15 protein-coding genes and 1 pseudogene are annotated in these 15587 nt (G+C 61.5%); 10 read left to right on the top strand and 6 right to left on the bottom strand.

Going from position 1 to position 15587, the window contains the following annotated elements; all coding sequences use genetic code 11:
* The first annotated feature begins 135 nt into the window (after positions 1–135).
* Positions 136–1017 carry a 3-hydroxybutyryl-CoA dehydrogenase gene (locus ACS4RR_RS04435; RefSeq protein ID WP_222386999.1) on the top strand — a complete coding sequence of 294 codons (882 nt, stop codon included), beginning with the start codon at positions 136–138 and terminating at the stop codon, positions 1015–1017.
* Between the two features lie 178 nt (positions 1018–1195).
* On the opposite strand, the gene tlpA is transcribed toward ACS4RR_RS04435, so the two are convergent.
* Positions 1196–1858, bottom strand: a complete 663-nt coding sequence (gene tlpA, locus ACS4RR_RS04430) for a thiol:disulfide interchange protein TlpA (protein WP_170257055.1) — start codon at positions 1856–1858, stop codon at positions 1196–1198.
* A gap of 40 nt (positions 1859–1898) precedes the next feature.
* On the opposite strand from tlpA, the gene argH reads away from it, so the two are divergent.
* The 4 genes and pseudogenes from argH (at position 1899) to ACS4RR_RS04410 (ending at position 7746) form a co-directional block, all read left to right on the top strand.
* Entirely contained in the window at positions 1899–3302 is a 1404-nt protein-coding gene (argH, locus tag ACS4RR_RS04425; RefSeq protein WP_170260999.1) for an argininosuccinate lyase, read from the top strand.
* Positions 3303–3434: 132 nt separating this feature from the next.
* A complete protein-coding gene (gene lptM, locus ACS4RR_RS04420; protein ID WP_260109575.1) occupies positions 3435–3647 on the top strand; it encodes an LPS translocon maturation chaperone LptM in 213 nt (70 codons plus the stop codon).
* Positions 3648–3658: 11 nt separating this feature from the next.
* A pseudogene (gene lysA / locus ACS4RR_RS04415) lies at positions 3659–4926 on the top strand (diaminopimelate decarboxylase).
* A gap of 165 nt (positions 4927–5091) precedes the next feature.
* Positions 5092–7746: a TIGR02302 family protein gene (locus ACS4RR_RS04410; protein WP_456189746.1), complete on the top strand. Its 2655-nt coding sequence runs from the start codon at positions 5092–5094 to the stop codon at positions 7744–7746.
* Positions 7747–7993: 247 nt separating this feature from the next.
* Here the strand turns inward: ACS4RR_RS04410 and ACS4RR_RS04405 are convergent, their stop codons facing one another.
* The 3 genes from ACS4RR_RS04405 to ACS4RR_RS04395 all read right to left on the bottom strand — a co-directional run bounded on the left by ACS4RR_RS04405 (position 7994) and on the right by ACS4RR_RS04395 (position 9900).
* Positions 7994–8353: a response regulator gene (locus ACS4RR_RS04405; protein WP_003543311.1), complete on the bottom strand. Its 360-nt coding sequence runs from the start codon at positions 8351–8353 to the stop codon at positions 7994–7996.
* Between the two features lie 219 nt (positions 8354–8572).
* Positions 8573–9115: a hypoxanthine phosphoribosyltransferase gene (gene hpt, locus ACS4RR_RS04400; protein WP_456189745.1), complete on the bottom strand. Its 543-nt coding sequence runs from the start codon at positions 9113–9115 to the stop codon at positions 8573–8575.
* A gap of 134 nt (positions 9116–9249) precedes the next feature.
* Positions 9250–9900 carry a hypothetical protein gene (locus ACS4RR_RS04395; protein WP_456190122.1) on the bottom strand — a complete coding sequence of 217 codons (651 nt, stop codon included), beginning with the start codon at positions 9898–9900 and terminating at the stop codon, positions 9250–9252.
* A gap of 205 nt (positions 9901–10105) precedes the next feature.
* Here ACS4RR_RS04395 and ftsE point away from each other — a divergent pair, with 205 nt between their 5' ends.
* From ftsE to ACS4RR_RS04375, 4 genes are all read left to right on the top strand, one after another.
* Positions 10106–10765, top strand: a complete 660-nt coding sequence (ftsE, locus tag ACS4RR_RS04390; RefSeq protein ID WP_003543317.1) for a cell division ATP-binding protein FtsE — start codon at positions 10106–10108, stop codon at positions 10763–10765.
* Positions 10758–11771: a cell division protein FtsX gene (locus ACS4RR_RS04385; protein WP_260297255.1), complete on the top strand. Its 1014-nt coding sequence runs from the start codon at positions 10758–10760 to the stop codon at positions 11769–11771. The genes ftsE and ACS4RR_RS04385 overlap by 8 nt, the downstream gene beginning before the upstream one ends.
* Positions 11772–11844: 73 nt before the next feature.
* A complete protein-coding gene (locus tag ACS4RR_RS04380; protein ID WP_170257059.1) occupies positions 11845–12555 on the top strand; it encodes a YdcF family protein in 711 nt (236 codons plus the stop codon).
* Positions 12556–12766: 211 nt separating this feature from the next.
* Complete coding sequence (locus ACS4RR_RS04375) at positions 12767–13564, top strand: lysophospholipid acyltransferase family protein (RefSeq protein WP_170260993.1); 798 nt, start codon at positions 12767–12769, stop codon at positions 13562–13564.
* Between the two features lie 2 nt (positions 13565–13566).
* Here ACS4RR_RS04375 and ACS4RR_RS04370 read toward each other — a convergent pair whose 3' ends face one another.
* Complete coding sequence (locus ACS4RR_RS04370; RefSeq protein WP_162116796.1) at positions 13567–14097, bottom strand: gamma-glutamylcyclotransferase; 531 nt, start codon at positions 14095–14097, stop codon at positions 13567–13569.
* A gap of 51 nt (positions 14098–14148) precedes the next feature.
* On the opposite strand from ACS4RR_RS04370, the gene ACS4RR_RS04365 reads away from it, so the two are divergent.
* Positions 14149–15165, top strand: coding sequence for a DUF2125 domain-containing protein (locus tag ACS4RR_RS04365; protein ID WP_170260992.1), 1017 nt, complete (start codon positions 14149–14151; stop codon positions 15163–15165).
* Here ACS4RR_RS04365 and ACS4RR_RS04360 read toward each other — a convergent pair.
* On the bottom strand, positions 15162–15581 hold the full coding sequence (locus tag ACS4RR_RS04360; protein WP_456189744.1) for a GNAT family N-acetyltransferase: 420 nt from the start codon (positions 15579–15581) through the stop codon (positions 15162–15164). The genes ACS4RR_RS04365 and ACS4RR_RS04360 overlap by 4 nt on opposite strands.
* Between the last annotated feature and the right edge of the window lie 6 nt (positions 15582–15587).

Genomic DNA, 15587 nt, shown 5'->3' with positions numbered 1-15587 from the left:
TTTTCTTTCGCACTTGCGAATGACTGGAAAATTATCTTTTATCGGGCTACTACTGCTGCCGGGCGATCCTTCGTCCGGCAGTATTGCTAGAAAAATACGGCGGCGCGGGGGCGAATGCCGTGCGGGGGTTTGGAGATGAATGCGGTGTTGAAGAATATTGGTATTATCGGTGCCGGCCAGATGGGCTGCGGCATCGCGCATGTTTCGGCCGCCGCAGGTTACAGGGTCCACATCTACGATCTCTCCCAGGACCGCATCGAGTCTGGCCTTGCCACCATCAACGGCAATCTTGCCCGCCTGGTGACGAACGGCAAGATGACCGAAGCGGAACGCAAGTCGACCTTGTCGCTCATATCAGGCTCGTCCGATGTCAACGATCTCGCCCCCTCCGATCTCGTGATCGAGGCCGCCACCGAGGATGAAACGGTCAAGCGCAAGATTTACGCGCAGGTCTGTCCGGTCCTGAAGCCGGAAGCGCTGCTTGCCACCAATACCTCTTCGCTTTCCATCACGCGGCTTGCTGCCGCCACCGACCGCCCCGAACACTTCATGGGCATACATTTCATGAACCCGGTGCCGGTGATGAAGCTGGTCGAACTGGTGCGCGGCATCGCCACCGACGAAAAGACCTTCTCCGCCGCCAAGGAATTCGTCGGCACCCTGGAAAAGACCATAACCGTCGCCGAAGATTTCCCGGCCTTCATCGTCAACCGCATCCTGCTGCCGATGATCAACGAAGCGATCTACACGCTCTATGAAGGCGTCGGCACCGTCGACGCCATCGATACGGCGATGAAGCTCGGCGCCAACCATCCGATGGGGCCGCTGCAGCTTGCCGATTTCATCGGCCTCGACACCTGCCTTTCGATCATGCAGGTGCTGCATGACGGCCTGGCGGACTCGAAATATCGTCCTTGTCCGCTGCTGGTGAAATATGTCGAGGCCGGCTGGCTCGGACGCAAGTCCGGCCGCGGCTTCTATGACTATCGCGGCGAAGTGCCGGTCCCGACGCGCTAAGCTGACATCATCAGAAAGGCTGAATGGACCGAGCGCCCGCGAAATGCTTTCCTTGCCGTGAACGCGAGGAAACGCAATGTCGACCGAAACTCCGATGTTCCTGCTGCAATGCTTCGTACTCATCGGACTTGCGGGTGTGTTCCTCATAAAAGGCGACGGAGACTCCTGACCGGGGTTCTCACGATCCGATCGCACCCTTGATCAGCGCCCTGGCATCCTCGCTGTCCCAGGCGGCAGGGCCGTTCATGGCGGAGATCAGGCATCCCTTGTCATCGATCAGCAGCGTCACCGGCAGCCCGAAAGCGAGGCCTTCCTTCTTCAGGCTGTTGAATACCGAAATCGTATTGTCGCGATAGAGCTGCAGCGCATCGACGCCGGTGTCCGCGAGGAAGGTCCTCGGCTTCTCGTCGTCGCCGGTATCGATATTGACCGGCACCACCTGGAACCGGTCGCTGCCCATCTCCTTCTCGAGCGCATTCAGCGCCGGCATCTCCTCGCGGCAGGGGACGCACCATGTCGCCCAGAGATTGAGAAGCACGATCTTGCCGGCGAAATGATCGAGCGTCAGCAATTTGCCGTCCGGCCCGTTGAAGGAAATGGCGGTCAGCTTGCGCGGCTCATTGGCGGCGACCATGGCGGCCACCTGTCCCCTCATCAGCGGTGTAATGCCGGCGATGCGGTCTTTGGCGAGCTTGCATTCGGCCGACGCCGTTTCGCCGCCGCCATTGCCAATCCCCGTCTCCTTCACGTATACCGCTGCCGCACCGGCAACGACACCCGCAACGGCGGCTATCGCGATCCATTTCAGGGATGGCAGCCCGAGGGGTTTTCTTGTCGTCATTTCATTCTCCTGGACATGCATCCTCAAGGCGGGCACCTTCATGGCCGACGACAACACGGACACCAAATCCTCCAACCAGATGTGGGGCGGTCGCTTCGCCTCCGGCCCGGACGCGATCATGGAGGAGATAAATGCCTCGATCGGTTTCGACAAGAAGCTATTCGCGCAGGATATCCGCGGTTCCATTGCCCATGCGACGATGCTTGCCCATCAAGGGATTATTTCTGCTGACGATAAGGACAAGATCGTTCACGGGCTAAACACGATCCTGTCAGAAATCGAAAGCGGCAATTTCGAATTCTCGCGTCAGCTCGAAGACATCCATATGAATGTCGAGGCACGCCTGGCGACGCTGATCGGACCGGCCGCCGGCCGGCTGCACACCGCCCGCTCGCGCAATGATCAGGTGGCGCTCGACTTCCGTCTCTGGGTGAAGGAAGAGCTTGAGAAAACCGAGCAGATGCTGACCGGCCTGATCGCGGCCTTCCTCGACCGCGCCGAAGAACATGCCGAAAGCGTCATGCCGGGCTTCACCCATCTGCAGACCGCCCAGCCCGTTACCTTCGGCCACCACTGCATGGCCTATGTCGAAATGTTCGGCCGCGACCGCTCGCGCGTGCGCCACGCCATCGAGCATCTGGATGAAAGCCCGATCGGTGCCGCCGCCCTCGCCGGCACCGGCTATCCGATCGACCGCCATATGACGGCCAAGGCGCTCGGTTTCCGCGAGCCGACCCGCAACTCCATCGATACGGTCTCCGATCGCGATTTCGCCATCGAATTCCTGTCGATCGCAGCGATTGCGGGCATGCACCTGTCGCGTCTGGCGGAAGAGATCGTCATCTGGTCGACCCCGCAATTCGGTTTCGTGCGCCTGTCCGACGCCTTCTCGACCGGCTCGTCGATCATGCCGCAAAAGAAGAACCCGGACGCTGCCGAACTGGTGCGCGCCAAGACCGGCCGCATCAACGGCTCGCTGGTGGCGCTGCTGACGATCATGAAGGGCCTGCCGCTCGCCTATTCCAAGGACATGCAGGAAGACAAGGAACAGGTCTTCGACGCAGCCGAGAGCCTGGAACTGGCAATCGCCGCCATGACCGGCATGATGCGCGACATGACTGTCAACACCGCACGCATGAAGGCGGCGGCCGGCTCCGGCTATTCGACGGCGACCGATCTTGCCGACTGGCTGGTGCGCGAAGCAGGCCTCCCCTTCCGCGACGCCCATCACGTCACCGGCCGCGCCGTTGCACTCGCCGAAAGCAAGGGCTGCGACCTTGCCGAGCTGCCGCTCTCCGATCTGCAGGCGATCCATCCCGACATCACCGACAAGGTCTATGATGTGCTGACCGTCGAGGCCTCGGTCGCCAGCCGCAAGAGCTTCGGCGGCACGGCGCCGTCCGAAGTACGCAGGCAGATCGCCTTCTGGCGCGCCCGCAACTAAGAGATACAGGGCCGGCGAAAAGCCGCCGCACCCTTCCTGCAGGCGCGGAAAGACCGCCAACAATCAGGGTGCACAAGGCGGATAAACTTCGCTATGAAGATGTCCGTCATTCGATATGAATGATGCCGTCACATGCCGCAGAAGAGGATATCCATGAAGAGCCTGCCCCACCTCGTCCGCCTGACGGCGGCTCTCGCCGTCATCGGCCTTGCCGTTGCCGGATGCGGGCGCAAGGGCGACCTCGATCCGCCGAGCGCTGCGGCAACCAAGGAAGGCGACGTTTCCAAGCCCACGAAACAGCCGGGAACCGTCGACAAGCCCTTCCTTCTCGATCCCCTTCTTTAAGGCACAAGCCCGTGAACCATTTCGAGTACCGCGACGGCGTCCTTCATGCCGAGAACGTTCCCGTTCCCGAGATCGCCAAGGCGGTCGGCACGCCTTTCTACGTCTATTCCACTGCAACGCTGGAGCGTCATTACCGCGTCTTTTCGGAAGCCTTCGCCGACATGGACTCCATGGTCTGCTATGCGATGAAGGCGAATTCGAACCAGGCAGTGCTGAAGACGCTGGGCCGTCTCGGCGCCGGCATCGACGTGGTCTCTGAAGGCGAACTGCGCCGCGCGCTTGCCGCCGGCATTCCGGCAGACCGCATCATGTTCTCAGGTGTCGGCAAGACGCCGTCCGAGATGGATTTCGCCCTTGAGGCCGGCATCTACTGCTTCAATGTCGAATCCGAGCCCGAGCTTGAAATTCTCAACCAGCGCGCCGTGAGCGCGGGCAAGAAAGCGCCGGTCTCCTTCCGCATCAACCCGGATGTCGATGCGAAGACGCATTCCAAGATCTCGACCGGCAAGAAGGAAAACAAGTTCGGCATCTCCTGGGAGCGCGCCCGCGCCATCTATGCCCATGCCGCCAAGCTGCCCGGCATCGCGGTCACCGGCATCGACATGCATATCGGCAGCCAGATCACCGAACTCCAGCCCTTCGACGACGCCTTCAAGCTGCTGCACGACCTTGTCGCGACGCTCCGTGCCGACGGCCACACCATCCACCACGTCGATATCGGCGGCGGCCTCGGCATTCCCTACAAGGACGATAACAATCCGCCGCCGCTGCCGGACGCCTACGCGGCAATCGTCAAGAACCAGCTGCGCGGCCTGGACTGCAAGATCATCACCGAACCCGGCCGCCTGATCGTCGGCAATGCCGGCATTCTCGTGACAGAAGTCCTCTATGTGAAGGATGGCGGCGAAAAGACCTTCGTCATCGTCGACGGCGCGATGAACGATCTCATCCGCCCGACGCTCTACGAGGCCTATCACGAGATCGCCCTGTAACGATTTCGGCGGCCAACGCGCCGCGCATCCGCGCCGATGTCGTCGGCCCCGTCTGCGAGACCGGCGACTATCTGGCGCTCGACCGCGAGATGGCGATGCCGAAGCCCGGCGACCTGATGGCCGTCAGCACTGCCGGCGCCTATGGCGCGGTCCAGGCCGGCACTTATAACAGCCGCCTGCTGGTGCCCGAAGTTCTGGTCAGGGGCAGCGATTTCCATACGATTCGACCGCGCAGAACCTATGCCGAGTTGATCAGCCTCGATTCCGTTCCGGCCTGGCTCGACTGAACAAGCCATCACTTTTTGGCGAATAAACGTGAAAAGCCGGTATTACCGGCCGCTCGCCCTCGCCTTCGCCACAAAGAGTGTTATCCTTTCGTTCATGAGCGTATTGCCCCGCAATCGCCGGAAGCGCCCTCTGTTCCAGAACGCCAGATCGCGGAGACCGGACCGATGACAAGCCCCTCGAGGCAGAAGAAAGGTGCATTTGCCTTCCGTCCCTCGCTTGCCCGGCTGGTGACGACGAAACGCCTGCTGGCGCGCATCGTGCTCCTTTTCGAGCAGTTGCTGCCGCCTCTGATGCCGGTACTGTCCGTCATCGCCTTTTACCTCTCCGCCTCCTGGTTCGGTCTCTTCCGCAGCGTGCCGGACTGGCTGCGCATCCTGCTGCTCATCGCCTTTGCTGCCGCTTTTCTCGTCTCGCTCCTCCCCTTCCGCACCTTGCGCTGGCCGAGGATCGCCGAGGCCGACCGCATGCTGGAAGAGCGCAACGGCCTGCCGCACCAGCCGGTCACCGTCCAGGAAGACGAGCCGGCCTTCGATACGCCCTTCGGCCGCGCGCTCTGGCGCGAGCACCAGACGCGCATGGCTGAAAAGATCGCAGCGCTCGATGCCGGACTGCCGCGACCTGATATCGCCGCGCATGATCGTTTCGCCCTGCGCGCCGTCCCGGCGCTGCTGCTCGTCACGGCCTTCGCTTATTCGCTATCGATCAACGGCGGCTCGATCCGCGACGCGTTGCAGGCAGCGCCCGCGCAGGTGGTCAACGATCCGGCGGTGCGCATCGACGCCTGGGTAACGCCGCCTTCCTATACCGGCCGCGCTCCGGTTTACCTTACGGCTGACGGGAGCGAGCAGGCGCCGATCGGCATTCCCCAGTTTTCAGGCCTCACTGTCCGGGTCAGCGGCGGAAGGACGGCCGAAAAGGTCGTGTTCCGCAAGGCGAACGGCGAGGCGCAGGATATCGCCGTGCAGGCCGATACCAAGCCGCAGCAGACGGCGGTATCAGGCAGCGAGCAGGAGACGGCGGCACCGGCCAGCCAGGCTCTCGTCGCGCAGACGCATATGATGAAGCTGCAGGAGAACGGCGCACTCGAGGTCAACGGCCGCCGCTGGAGCTTCAACGTGCTGCCCGACAAGGCGCCGGAAATTGCCTTCGACGGTTTGCCGAAGCCCAGCGTCAACGGCGCGCTTGAAATCGGCTTCACCGTCAGGGACGATTACGGCGTCCAGGAAGCGCATGCGGAAATCGTTCCTGTCGACCCCGATCCGACGGCAACGCCGCTCTATCCACTGCCGGAATACCGGCTGGATATTCCGCGCCGCAACGCCCGCGACGCCAAGGCTGTGACCAGCCGGAACCTGACCGAACATCCGCTTGCCGGCAAACGTGTGCGCATCACGCTCGTCGCCAAGGATGCCGCCGGCCAGACCGGCCGCAGCCCGCCGCATGAGATGACGCTGCCGTCACGCCCCTTCAACGAGCCGCTTGCCGCGGCCGTCGCCGAGGAACGGCAGGTTTTCGCGCTCGATACGCGCAAGATGCCGCAGGCAATCGCCCTGAACGAGGCGCTGACCATCCGCCCCGAGGAGACCATCCCGAAGCTCACCAACTACCTGCTCTTGGAATCCGCCTTGACGCGTATGAAGCTCGCAAAGGGCGATGATGCGTTGAAGGATACGGCCCAATATCTGTGGGAGATCGCCCTCGGCATGGAGGACGGCGATCTTTCGCTGGCCGAGCGCAAGCTGCGCGAGGCCCAGCAGAACCTCGCCGACGCGTTGGACCGCAACGCCCCGGACGCGGAGATCAAGAAGCTGATGGACGAGCTGCGCAAGGCGATGCAGGACTATATGACCGAGCTCGCCCAACGCATGCAGAACGCGCCGATGCAGCCGAACCAGAACGCGCAGAACATTCTGCGCCAGCAGGATCTGGAGCGGATGATGGATCAGATCGAAAATCTCGCCCGCTCCGGCAATCGTGACGCGGCCCAGCAGATGCTGTCGGAATTGCAGCGGATGATGAACAACCTGCAGGCCGGCCGGCCGCAGCGCAGCCAGCAGAGCCAGGAAAACAGCGAGGCCCGCAAGCAGATCGACAAGCTCGGCGAGATCCTGCGCGACCAGCAAAAGCTGATGGAGCAGACCTTCCGGCTCGACCAGCAGCTCAGGGACCGCATGCAACGCGGCGAGCCCGACATGGGCGAGAACGATCCGCTGCTCGACGAGATGAACCCCGGAGAAAACGGCGAGCCGCAGGATCAGCAGCAGGGCCGGCAAGGCAAGGATGGACAGCAGCCCTCCGACCAGATGACGGCCGAGCAGCTGCGTGAGGCGCTGAAACAGCTGCGCGCGCAGCAGGATGGGTTGGGCAAGCAACTCGGCGAATTGCAGAAGAGCCTCGGCGAGATGGGAATGAAGCCCGGCCCGGGTTTTGGCCAGGCGCAACGCGAAATGGAAGGCGCCGGCCGTGAACTCGGCCAGGGCCGCGGCCAACCGGCCGTCGAGGGCCAGGGCCGCGCGTTGGAAGCGCTTCGCCAGGGCGCCCGCGACATGATGAACCAGATGATGCAGGCGCAGCAGGGCCAGCAGGGTCAAGGTCCGAACGGCCAGGTAGGCCAAGGCGACCAGAACGGCCGCGACCCGCTCGGCCGGCCGCGCCGGACCCAAGGACCGGATTTCGGCGACAACAGCGTGAAGGTGCCTGACGAAATCGACGTTCAGCGGGCGCGAGAAATCCTTGACGCGATCCGCGAAAAGCTCGGCAACAATCCACCGCAGGAAATGGAACGGCGATATCTCGAACGGTTGCTGGACATCCAGTAGGCCTTACGACTCCGCGCAAAAATAGGACGCGCACGGGAAAGGATGATTCTAGACCGGATCGGCCTAAAGCATGTCGCGCAAAACTGTGCAGCGGTTTTGCGCGAACGACATGCGTTGGGAATAAAGACCTAAAGCGCAAGCAGCGAATCTGAAAGATTGCGACGCGCTTTAGAAGCTGAACCTGGATCTAAATCAGAGAAATAGAGCCGGATGCCGAAAAGCGCTGACACTTTTCGGCATCCTGGCTCTAAGCGACAAGCGCCCGGGCGACCGCCTTGCGGATATCGGGAAGCGCGAATGGTTTGGCGACGACATCGATGATCTTCTCGGCAAGATCGTCGGCCCGTTCGCGTTGTTCGGCATAGCCGGTCATCAGCAGGATTTTCAAGCCAGGAAAAGCGTCTTTTGCCTGATGGGCGAGTTCAATGCCGTCCATCACAGGCATGCGGATGTCTGAAAGCAGCAGATCGTAGACCCCGTCCTTGAGCTTCTCCAAGCCTTCGGCTCCATCGGCCGCCTCGTCGGTCTCGTGGCCATCGAGCCGCAGGGCTCGGGCTACGAACGACCGCAGGGAGTCCTCGTCTTCCGTAATCAGAATTCTTGCCATATGTGCATCGCTCCGTCGTCAGCCCCGCGACGGAAATCACCAGACTTTCCTTTTCGATCGGTAAAGATGACGAAGCGATGGACGAGATGGTTAACAACTCGTCTTGAAGGCATTGCAGCGCCGCGCGTCTTTAAGACGCGCAAAGGACGCTGTAACATTTTTAATTGCTGCATAATTTTATCCTTAAATCGATTCCGATTTTAGGAACTATGCAGGAGCTCAGATGTCCCCGGTCACCACGCCGACGAAGGGCAGTTCGCGAAACGCATAGGCGACATCCATGCCGTAGCCGACGACAAAATAGTCAGGGCATTCGAAGCCGACATAGTCGGCCTCCAGCTTTTCCTTACGCTTGACGCGCTTGTCGAGCAGCACGGCGATCGTGACGTTGCGCGCGCCACGCTCGAAGAGCAGTTCCTTGGCAAAGAGCAGCGTCCGGCCGGATTCGAGGATATCGTCGATCAACAGGACGTCGCGGCCATGCACGTCGCTGTCGATATCCTTGACGATACGCACGCCCTGAGAAACCGTGCCGATGCCATAGCTCGACAGTGTGATGAACTCAACCTCCGGGGCAAGCCCGCTATCATGCAGGGCGCGGATCAGGTCGGCGGCGAAAATGAAGGAGCCCTTGAGCACGGCGATGACGAGCAGGTCCTTGGTCGGGCCACTGGCGATCTCCCGCGCCATCGAATGATTGCGCTCGGCGATCTGCTCGGCGGTGAAAAGCGGCTCTATGTTTTTTCCGCGCACGACAGGCATAAGGGCTTGCTCCATGAAAAGAAGGGTAAGCCGTTAGCACATATGCGAGCCTGAAACAGCCTCGCTGGCAATGAAATTAACGGGATTGGCCCGGCCTGTGGCGAGAAAGTCGGCCATTTCATGTCCTGTTACATCTATGGCAGGAAGGAGAGCCGGACCTCCGGCGTCTTTCCGCCGGCATGCTGGACGCGAGCCGAGAAGCCTCGGCTTTGGCCGCCATAGACCACATCGGCCGGCGGGTCGAGGACGATGCTTGCCGTCAGCCGCTCGTCGGTCACCAGATCGGCACGGATCGGATGCACCGTCTGCGTCGTGCCGCCCTCGTTTTCGATGATGCCGTTGATGACGAGCACGCGCATGCCGTTTGCATCACGCGGCGTCACCGTGACGTGGGTGAAATGCAGCGGCGCTCCGGAAGTGGCGCGCGCGCCGGAAAGGCCGGAAAAACCACCCGCAAGCCCGAAGACGAGCACGACGAGCGCCAGCACCAGCGCTGCGAAGCTCCGCGTCGACGCGCGCTGCAGCCAGGATTCCATGGTCTGCAGAACGGAAGCAGCCATTGCCGGCATGGGCGGCGGGGCGGCGCGTGCGGCAGCCATGCGCTTGCGGTTGTCGTTATGGGTCCTTGCACTGAATTCCCTGGTCCGCACGTTGCCGAGGGTAACGAATTCAGCGTCGGAGATATCGGCAGGTCGCGCCGAGCGGTACTGACGATTGGCGGGTTCCGGCGGCAGGAAATCATAGGCCTGGCCCGGCGTCCGGCGACTGAAGGAGGATGCTTCCATGGTGGCTGCCTCGCAGATGTCCACATGGTTTCGTTGCCAGGAGAAATCTGGCATTGAAACGAATCCCGCTCAGTCGTAAATTTTAATGGTTAATGCTTCGCAAAGATTGCCATCAAACGGGCGTCTTTCCAGCAAAATTTACCGGCTGTTAACGGTGTTGGTTAACAAGTCGTGCGGTGAAACCCACAACAGACTGAGCTGCCCGTTGATCCACTTTGAGAATGTCGGTTTGCGCTATGGCATGGGCCCGGAAATCCTCCGGGACCTGACCTTCGACATCCCGAAGAAATCCTTTCAGTTCCTGACAGGCCCATCGGGTGCCGGCAAGACGTCGCTGCTGCGGATGCTTTTCATGTCTCTGCAGCCGACACGCGGCCTGATCCGCATGTTCGGGCGCGACATTTCCGAAATCCCTCGCCCCGAACTGCCGCTTCTGCGCCGCCGCGTCGGCATCGTCTTCCAGGATTTCCGCCTCCTCGACCATCTCACCACCTATGAGAATGTCGCTTTGCCCTTACGGGTACGCGGCAAGGATGAGAGCTCCTACAAGACCGACGTGCTGGAGCTGTTGAAATGGGTCGGCCTTGGCGAACGCATCAATGTGCTGCCGCCCGTGCTCTCCGGCGGCGAGAAGCAGCGCGCCGCAATCGCCCGGGCGCTGATGGACCGGCCGGAAGTGCTGCTGGCCGACGAACCCACAGGCAATGTCGACCCGCCTATGGCCAAACGCCTGCTCAATCTTTTCCTCGAGCTGAACCGCCTCGGCACGGCGGTCGTGATCGCCACGCATGACCTGGCGCTGATGGAACAGGTGGAAGCGCGCCGCATGATCCTCTCAGAGGGGCATCTCGATATTTATGACTGAGCCCCCGTCCAGAAAACCCGAAAAGACGGCTGCCAAGATCCAGCAGAAGCGGCCGGAATTGCGCGTGCGTCCGACCGCGCCGATCCTGCCGCCTTCCAACATCCAGGGCAGTGCGTTGATGGTGGTGATATCAATCATGGCCTTTCTCGCCTGCCTGACGCTCGGCGGCGTCAGCATGGTGCGCTCGACGGCGGCAAGCTGGGAGAGCCAGATCTCCCGCGAGATCACCATTCAGATCAAGCCGGACGACAATCTCGACATGGAAAAGGCGCTGACCCAGGCGCGCGACCTGGCGCTGACCTTCGTCGGCACCAAGAGCGGCCAGATCGTTGACGAGGCGGCGACCGCTCGCCTGCTCGAACCCTGGCTCGGCCCCGGCCTCGATCTCAAGGATCTGCCCGTTCCCCGCCTCGTCATCATCACCATCGACGAGAGCAATCCGCCGGATTTCGATTCGATGCGGTCGCTGCTGAAGGACAGTATCCCGCAGGCCACCCTCGATGATCACCGCACCTGGGTCGACCGGCTGGTGTCTATGGCGCACACGACGGTCATGATTGGCACCGGCATCCTGCTCCTGGTTTTCACGGCGATGGTGCTCACCGTCGTCTTCGCCACGCGCGGCGCGCTGTCGGGCAATCGTCACGTCGTCGAAGTGCTGCATTTCGTCGGCGCCGAAAGCTCCTTCGTCGCCACCGAATTCCAGAAGCATTTCCTGAAGATCAGCCTCAAGGGTTCGGCGATCGGCAGCGCGCTTGCCGCTCTCTTCTTCGCCACCGCCGGTTTCTGGCAAAGCCGCACCCTCGCCACCCCGGAAACGGACCAGGCGACCGCGCTCTTCGGCACCTTCTCCGTCGGCGTGCTTGGTTATGCCGGCATCTTCGCGACGATGATCGTCATCGCGCTCCTCACCACCTTCACCGCGCGGCTGACCGTCATGCGGACAATCTACGAAATCGATACACTACGCTCGGACCCGACACGCACCGACGGCATCGGAAGTTGATCGTGACCGTGCCGTTTTGCCATGAAAGCGTCTGTTCCGTGCCGCAATCAGCGTATAATCACGATTCATGACCATGGGACATACGACACCCAACCCGATTCATCAGGACCCGGAGCTTGATCGCTCGGCGGGTTTGCTGCCGCGGCGCGGGCCGATCCGCCGCCTGCTGCGCTGGGGCGGCTTTGGCTGCCTGCTGGTAATCGCCCTGGTGTTCGGCGGCTTTCTGCGTTTCGCTGATTCGGTGACGACACTCAGGCCGCCGGCCGAGCCGAAGGCGGATGCGATCGTAGTGCTGACGGGTGGCTACCAGCGCATCGACCAGGCTGTGGAGCTGCTGCAGAAGGGTGCCGGCAAGCGCCTGCTGATTTCCGGCGTCCACCCGACGACGACACCGGCACAGATCCGCAAGATGACGCAGGGCTCGGCCGATCTCTTCTCCTGCTGTGTCGATATCGGCTACGATGCGATCGACACGATCGGCAATGCTGAGGAGGCTTCGAACTGGATCCACGCCAAGGGATACCGGAGCGTTCTGATCGTCACCAACAATTACCACATGCCGCGAAGCCTCGCCGAACTCTCCTATGTCGATCCCGACATCGAATTTATCGCTTATCCCGTGGTCAATTCGGATTTGAAGAGCAGCAACTGGTTCACCGATCCGAATGCGATGCGCGTCATGCTTGCCGAATATGCGAAAGTGCTGCTGGCAGGCACCCGCAACATCACCGGCTTCGGCCGCCATACCGGGCTGCGCTCGGCAAATGCGTCCGGCCAGCAATAAAGCCGCGCTTCGGATAGGAAGCTCCATCGCTTTAGACGTTGCGCATAATCCTTTCGGAAAATCGATTCCGATTTTCGGGGGCATGCGCTATCTGCTGCTGCGCACTTTTGCTGGAATGCTCCAGCCTTTTACATCAGGGCAGCATCAAACGCTTTTTATGACGGGGAATATCGTGTAGGCCGGTCGCGTGAGCATGCCTCGGGAAAGTTTCATGATCGCCCTGCGTTCCGTTCTCTTCAACACGATCTTCTACGCCAATCTCATCATCCGGATGATCGTGCTCTCGCCCTATTATTTCGTGGTACCGCGCAAAATCGCCTATGCGATCCCGAAGAACTGGGCGCGGTCCAACCACTGGCTGATGCGGGTGATCGTCGGCACCACCTTCGAGATCGAGGGCCTGGAGAACCTGCCTGACGGCAGTTACATCCTGGCGCCGAAGCACCAGTCTTTTTGGGATACCTACGCACTGCTGCCCTGGCTGAAGGACCCGGTCTACATCCTGAAGCGCGAACTGATGTGGATTCCGCTCTTCGGCTGGTATGCGAAGAAGCAGCGCATGATCCCGGTCGATCGCGGCGCCCGTGGCAAGGTGATGGTGGAAGTGCTGAAACGCACGAAGGAAGAGCTTTCGACGGGCCGCCAGCTCATCATCTATCCCGAGGGCACCCGCCGTCCGCCGGGTGCGGAGCCGGTCTATAAATACGGCATAGCCCGCATGTACCGCGATCTTAATCTCCCCGTCGTTCCGGTCGCCATGCATCCCGGTCTCTTCTGGCCGCGGCGGAGCATCCGTCGTTATCCCGGCCATTTCAAGGTGAAGATCCTGCCCCCAATCATGCCCGGAATGGATCCAGACGCCTTTTTCGCCCATCTGATCGAGGTATTGGAGCGGGCAAGCGACGAGCTTCTGCTCGAAACCGTCGCGCAAAATCCGCATCTGCCGCTCCCGCCAACGGCGGTTGAAAGACTGGTCGAGCTGCGCAAGCTGAACGCGATAACTGGCTGAGATCAGGCGGCGCGCAGCCGCTCCACTTCGTTGACGACCTGTTCCAGCCAATGGTCGCGAATGCCCATCTGCTTCAGATGCGCCAGCGTGTTGAAGACATAGGCATCATTCGGGCCTGACTGGCCTTTTGCTTCGTTCACCACCCGTGCCGCCGCAAGCGCATCGAGCGCGCCGGCATATTGTTCATGCTCGCGATCGATGATGTAGGCGACCGCTTCCACCCGGCGCCGGCCGGCAAGCTGCAGCCGCACCCGGCGCTCCAGATAGACATTGGTGACCAGCTCGCGGGCGCGGAGATAGTCGATCACATCTTCCCATTTTTCAGGCGAAATGCGGAAAGCCATGCCGCGGCAGGCGCCACCCCTGTCGAGTCCGAGAACCAGGCCCGGATTGTCGCGTGTGCCACGATGGACAAAGGAGCGGACACAAAGCGAACGCCTGTAGCCGTAAACCAGAGCCTCTGCCCGCTCCATGAACTCGAAGCCCGGATTCCACATCAGCGAACCGTAGCCAAATACCCAAAATTCGTCCATATCGCACGCCAGACCGGGAATCACATTTGCGATTCACCATTGGAGAACATCATGGCAGCGTCAAGCCGATCCGGCAGCAGCCAATCCGGCAGCGGTAAGAAATTCTGGTTGCTGGGTGGAGGTATCCTCCTGGTGATCGCGCTTTATACCGGCGGCTGGTTCTATGCGGCGTCGGCATTGAAGACCACGGTGCTGAAGGCGATCGCGCCACGCGACCAGGCAGGCGTCAGCGGCGAATGCTCCGATATCGAATTCCGCGGCTATCCCTTCCGTATCGGCCTGTTCTGCTCGAAGATCGACGTCGACGACAATGTCAACGGCGTCTCCGCCACCTTCGGCGCGCTGCGCTCGGCAGCACAGGTCTATGCACCCGGCAAGATTGTCTGGGAACTCGATTCGCCGGCCGAAATCCGCACCAGCAACGGCCTTTCGATCTCGGCCCAATGGACGAACCTGCAGGCGAGTCTTGCAACCCGGCTGCAGGGCATCGACCACAGCTCGACCGTCATCGAGGGTCTGAAGGCGATGGCCGTCTCCTCCTACACCGGCCAGACCATCAGCTTCGATGCCGTCCGCACCGAAATCCATCTGCGCCAGAACGGCGCCGATCTCGATGGCGCGATCTCCGTGCAGGATGCGAATACGGCGATCAAGGACTGGCCGCAGATCTTTCCAAAAATGTCTGCCAGCATCGATCTGACCATCGCCGGCAAGGCCGGCCTGATCGACGGTAGTGATCCGAACGGTCTCAATGGCGCCACCGGCAACCTGCGCCGCATCGTCGCCGACATCGGCGACGGCAAGGTGATGACGCTGACTGGCCCCTTCTCCTTTGACGAAAAGGGTCTGCTCTCGGGAAAATTCAAGCTGGAGATCGAACAGCTCGGCCCCTGGGGCGACAGCCTGAAACAGGCCTTTCCGGATATCGCCTCGACCGTCAACACGGCGACAAAGCTGCTGAAGTCGCTTGCCGGCGGCGGCGACAAAGTCTCTGTCGATCTCGTCGTCGATCGTGGCAATGCCACCGTCAGCGGTTTCATTCCGCTCGGCCGGATTCCGCCGATCTAGCCGATGCGCTTGATGAAGAATACTTCCGGCACCGATTGCAGGCCGGGCAGCTCGATCGCGCCGGTTTCGCAAAATCCGTTGCGGCGATGCCAGTCCGGAGGCCGGCTTTCGTCGCATTCGCTCGACGTCATCAGCATACGGGCGCCGTCGCCGCGCATGGCCTCTTCCCAGGCGAGAAACAGCGCCGTTCCAACGCCCGACCGGCGATGGCCGGGCAGAACGCGGATCATTTCCATGTAGGGAACCCTGCCCCAGAAGCGGGAGAAGCGGAGGAAGCCGACGATCTCGCCCGCCTCCCTGGCAACCAGATATTCGCCGAGCGCCACACAGCGCGATACCCATGCCTCACCGGCGCTCGCATCCTCGCGCACCAGCCAATCGATATCCGCCGGGCCGGCACGTGCCACCTCCACCACCGCGGC

It is taken from the genome of Rhizobium zaerense, from assembly GCF_051810725.1.
Taxonomy (GTDB): domain Bacteria; phylum Pseudomonadota; class Alphaproteobacteria; order Rhizobiales; family Rhizobiaceae; genus Rhizobium; species Rhizobium leguminosarum_I.
Note: the sequence above shows the minus strand (reverse complement) of the source record. Positions and strands in the feature narration are given on the sequence as shown.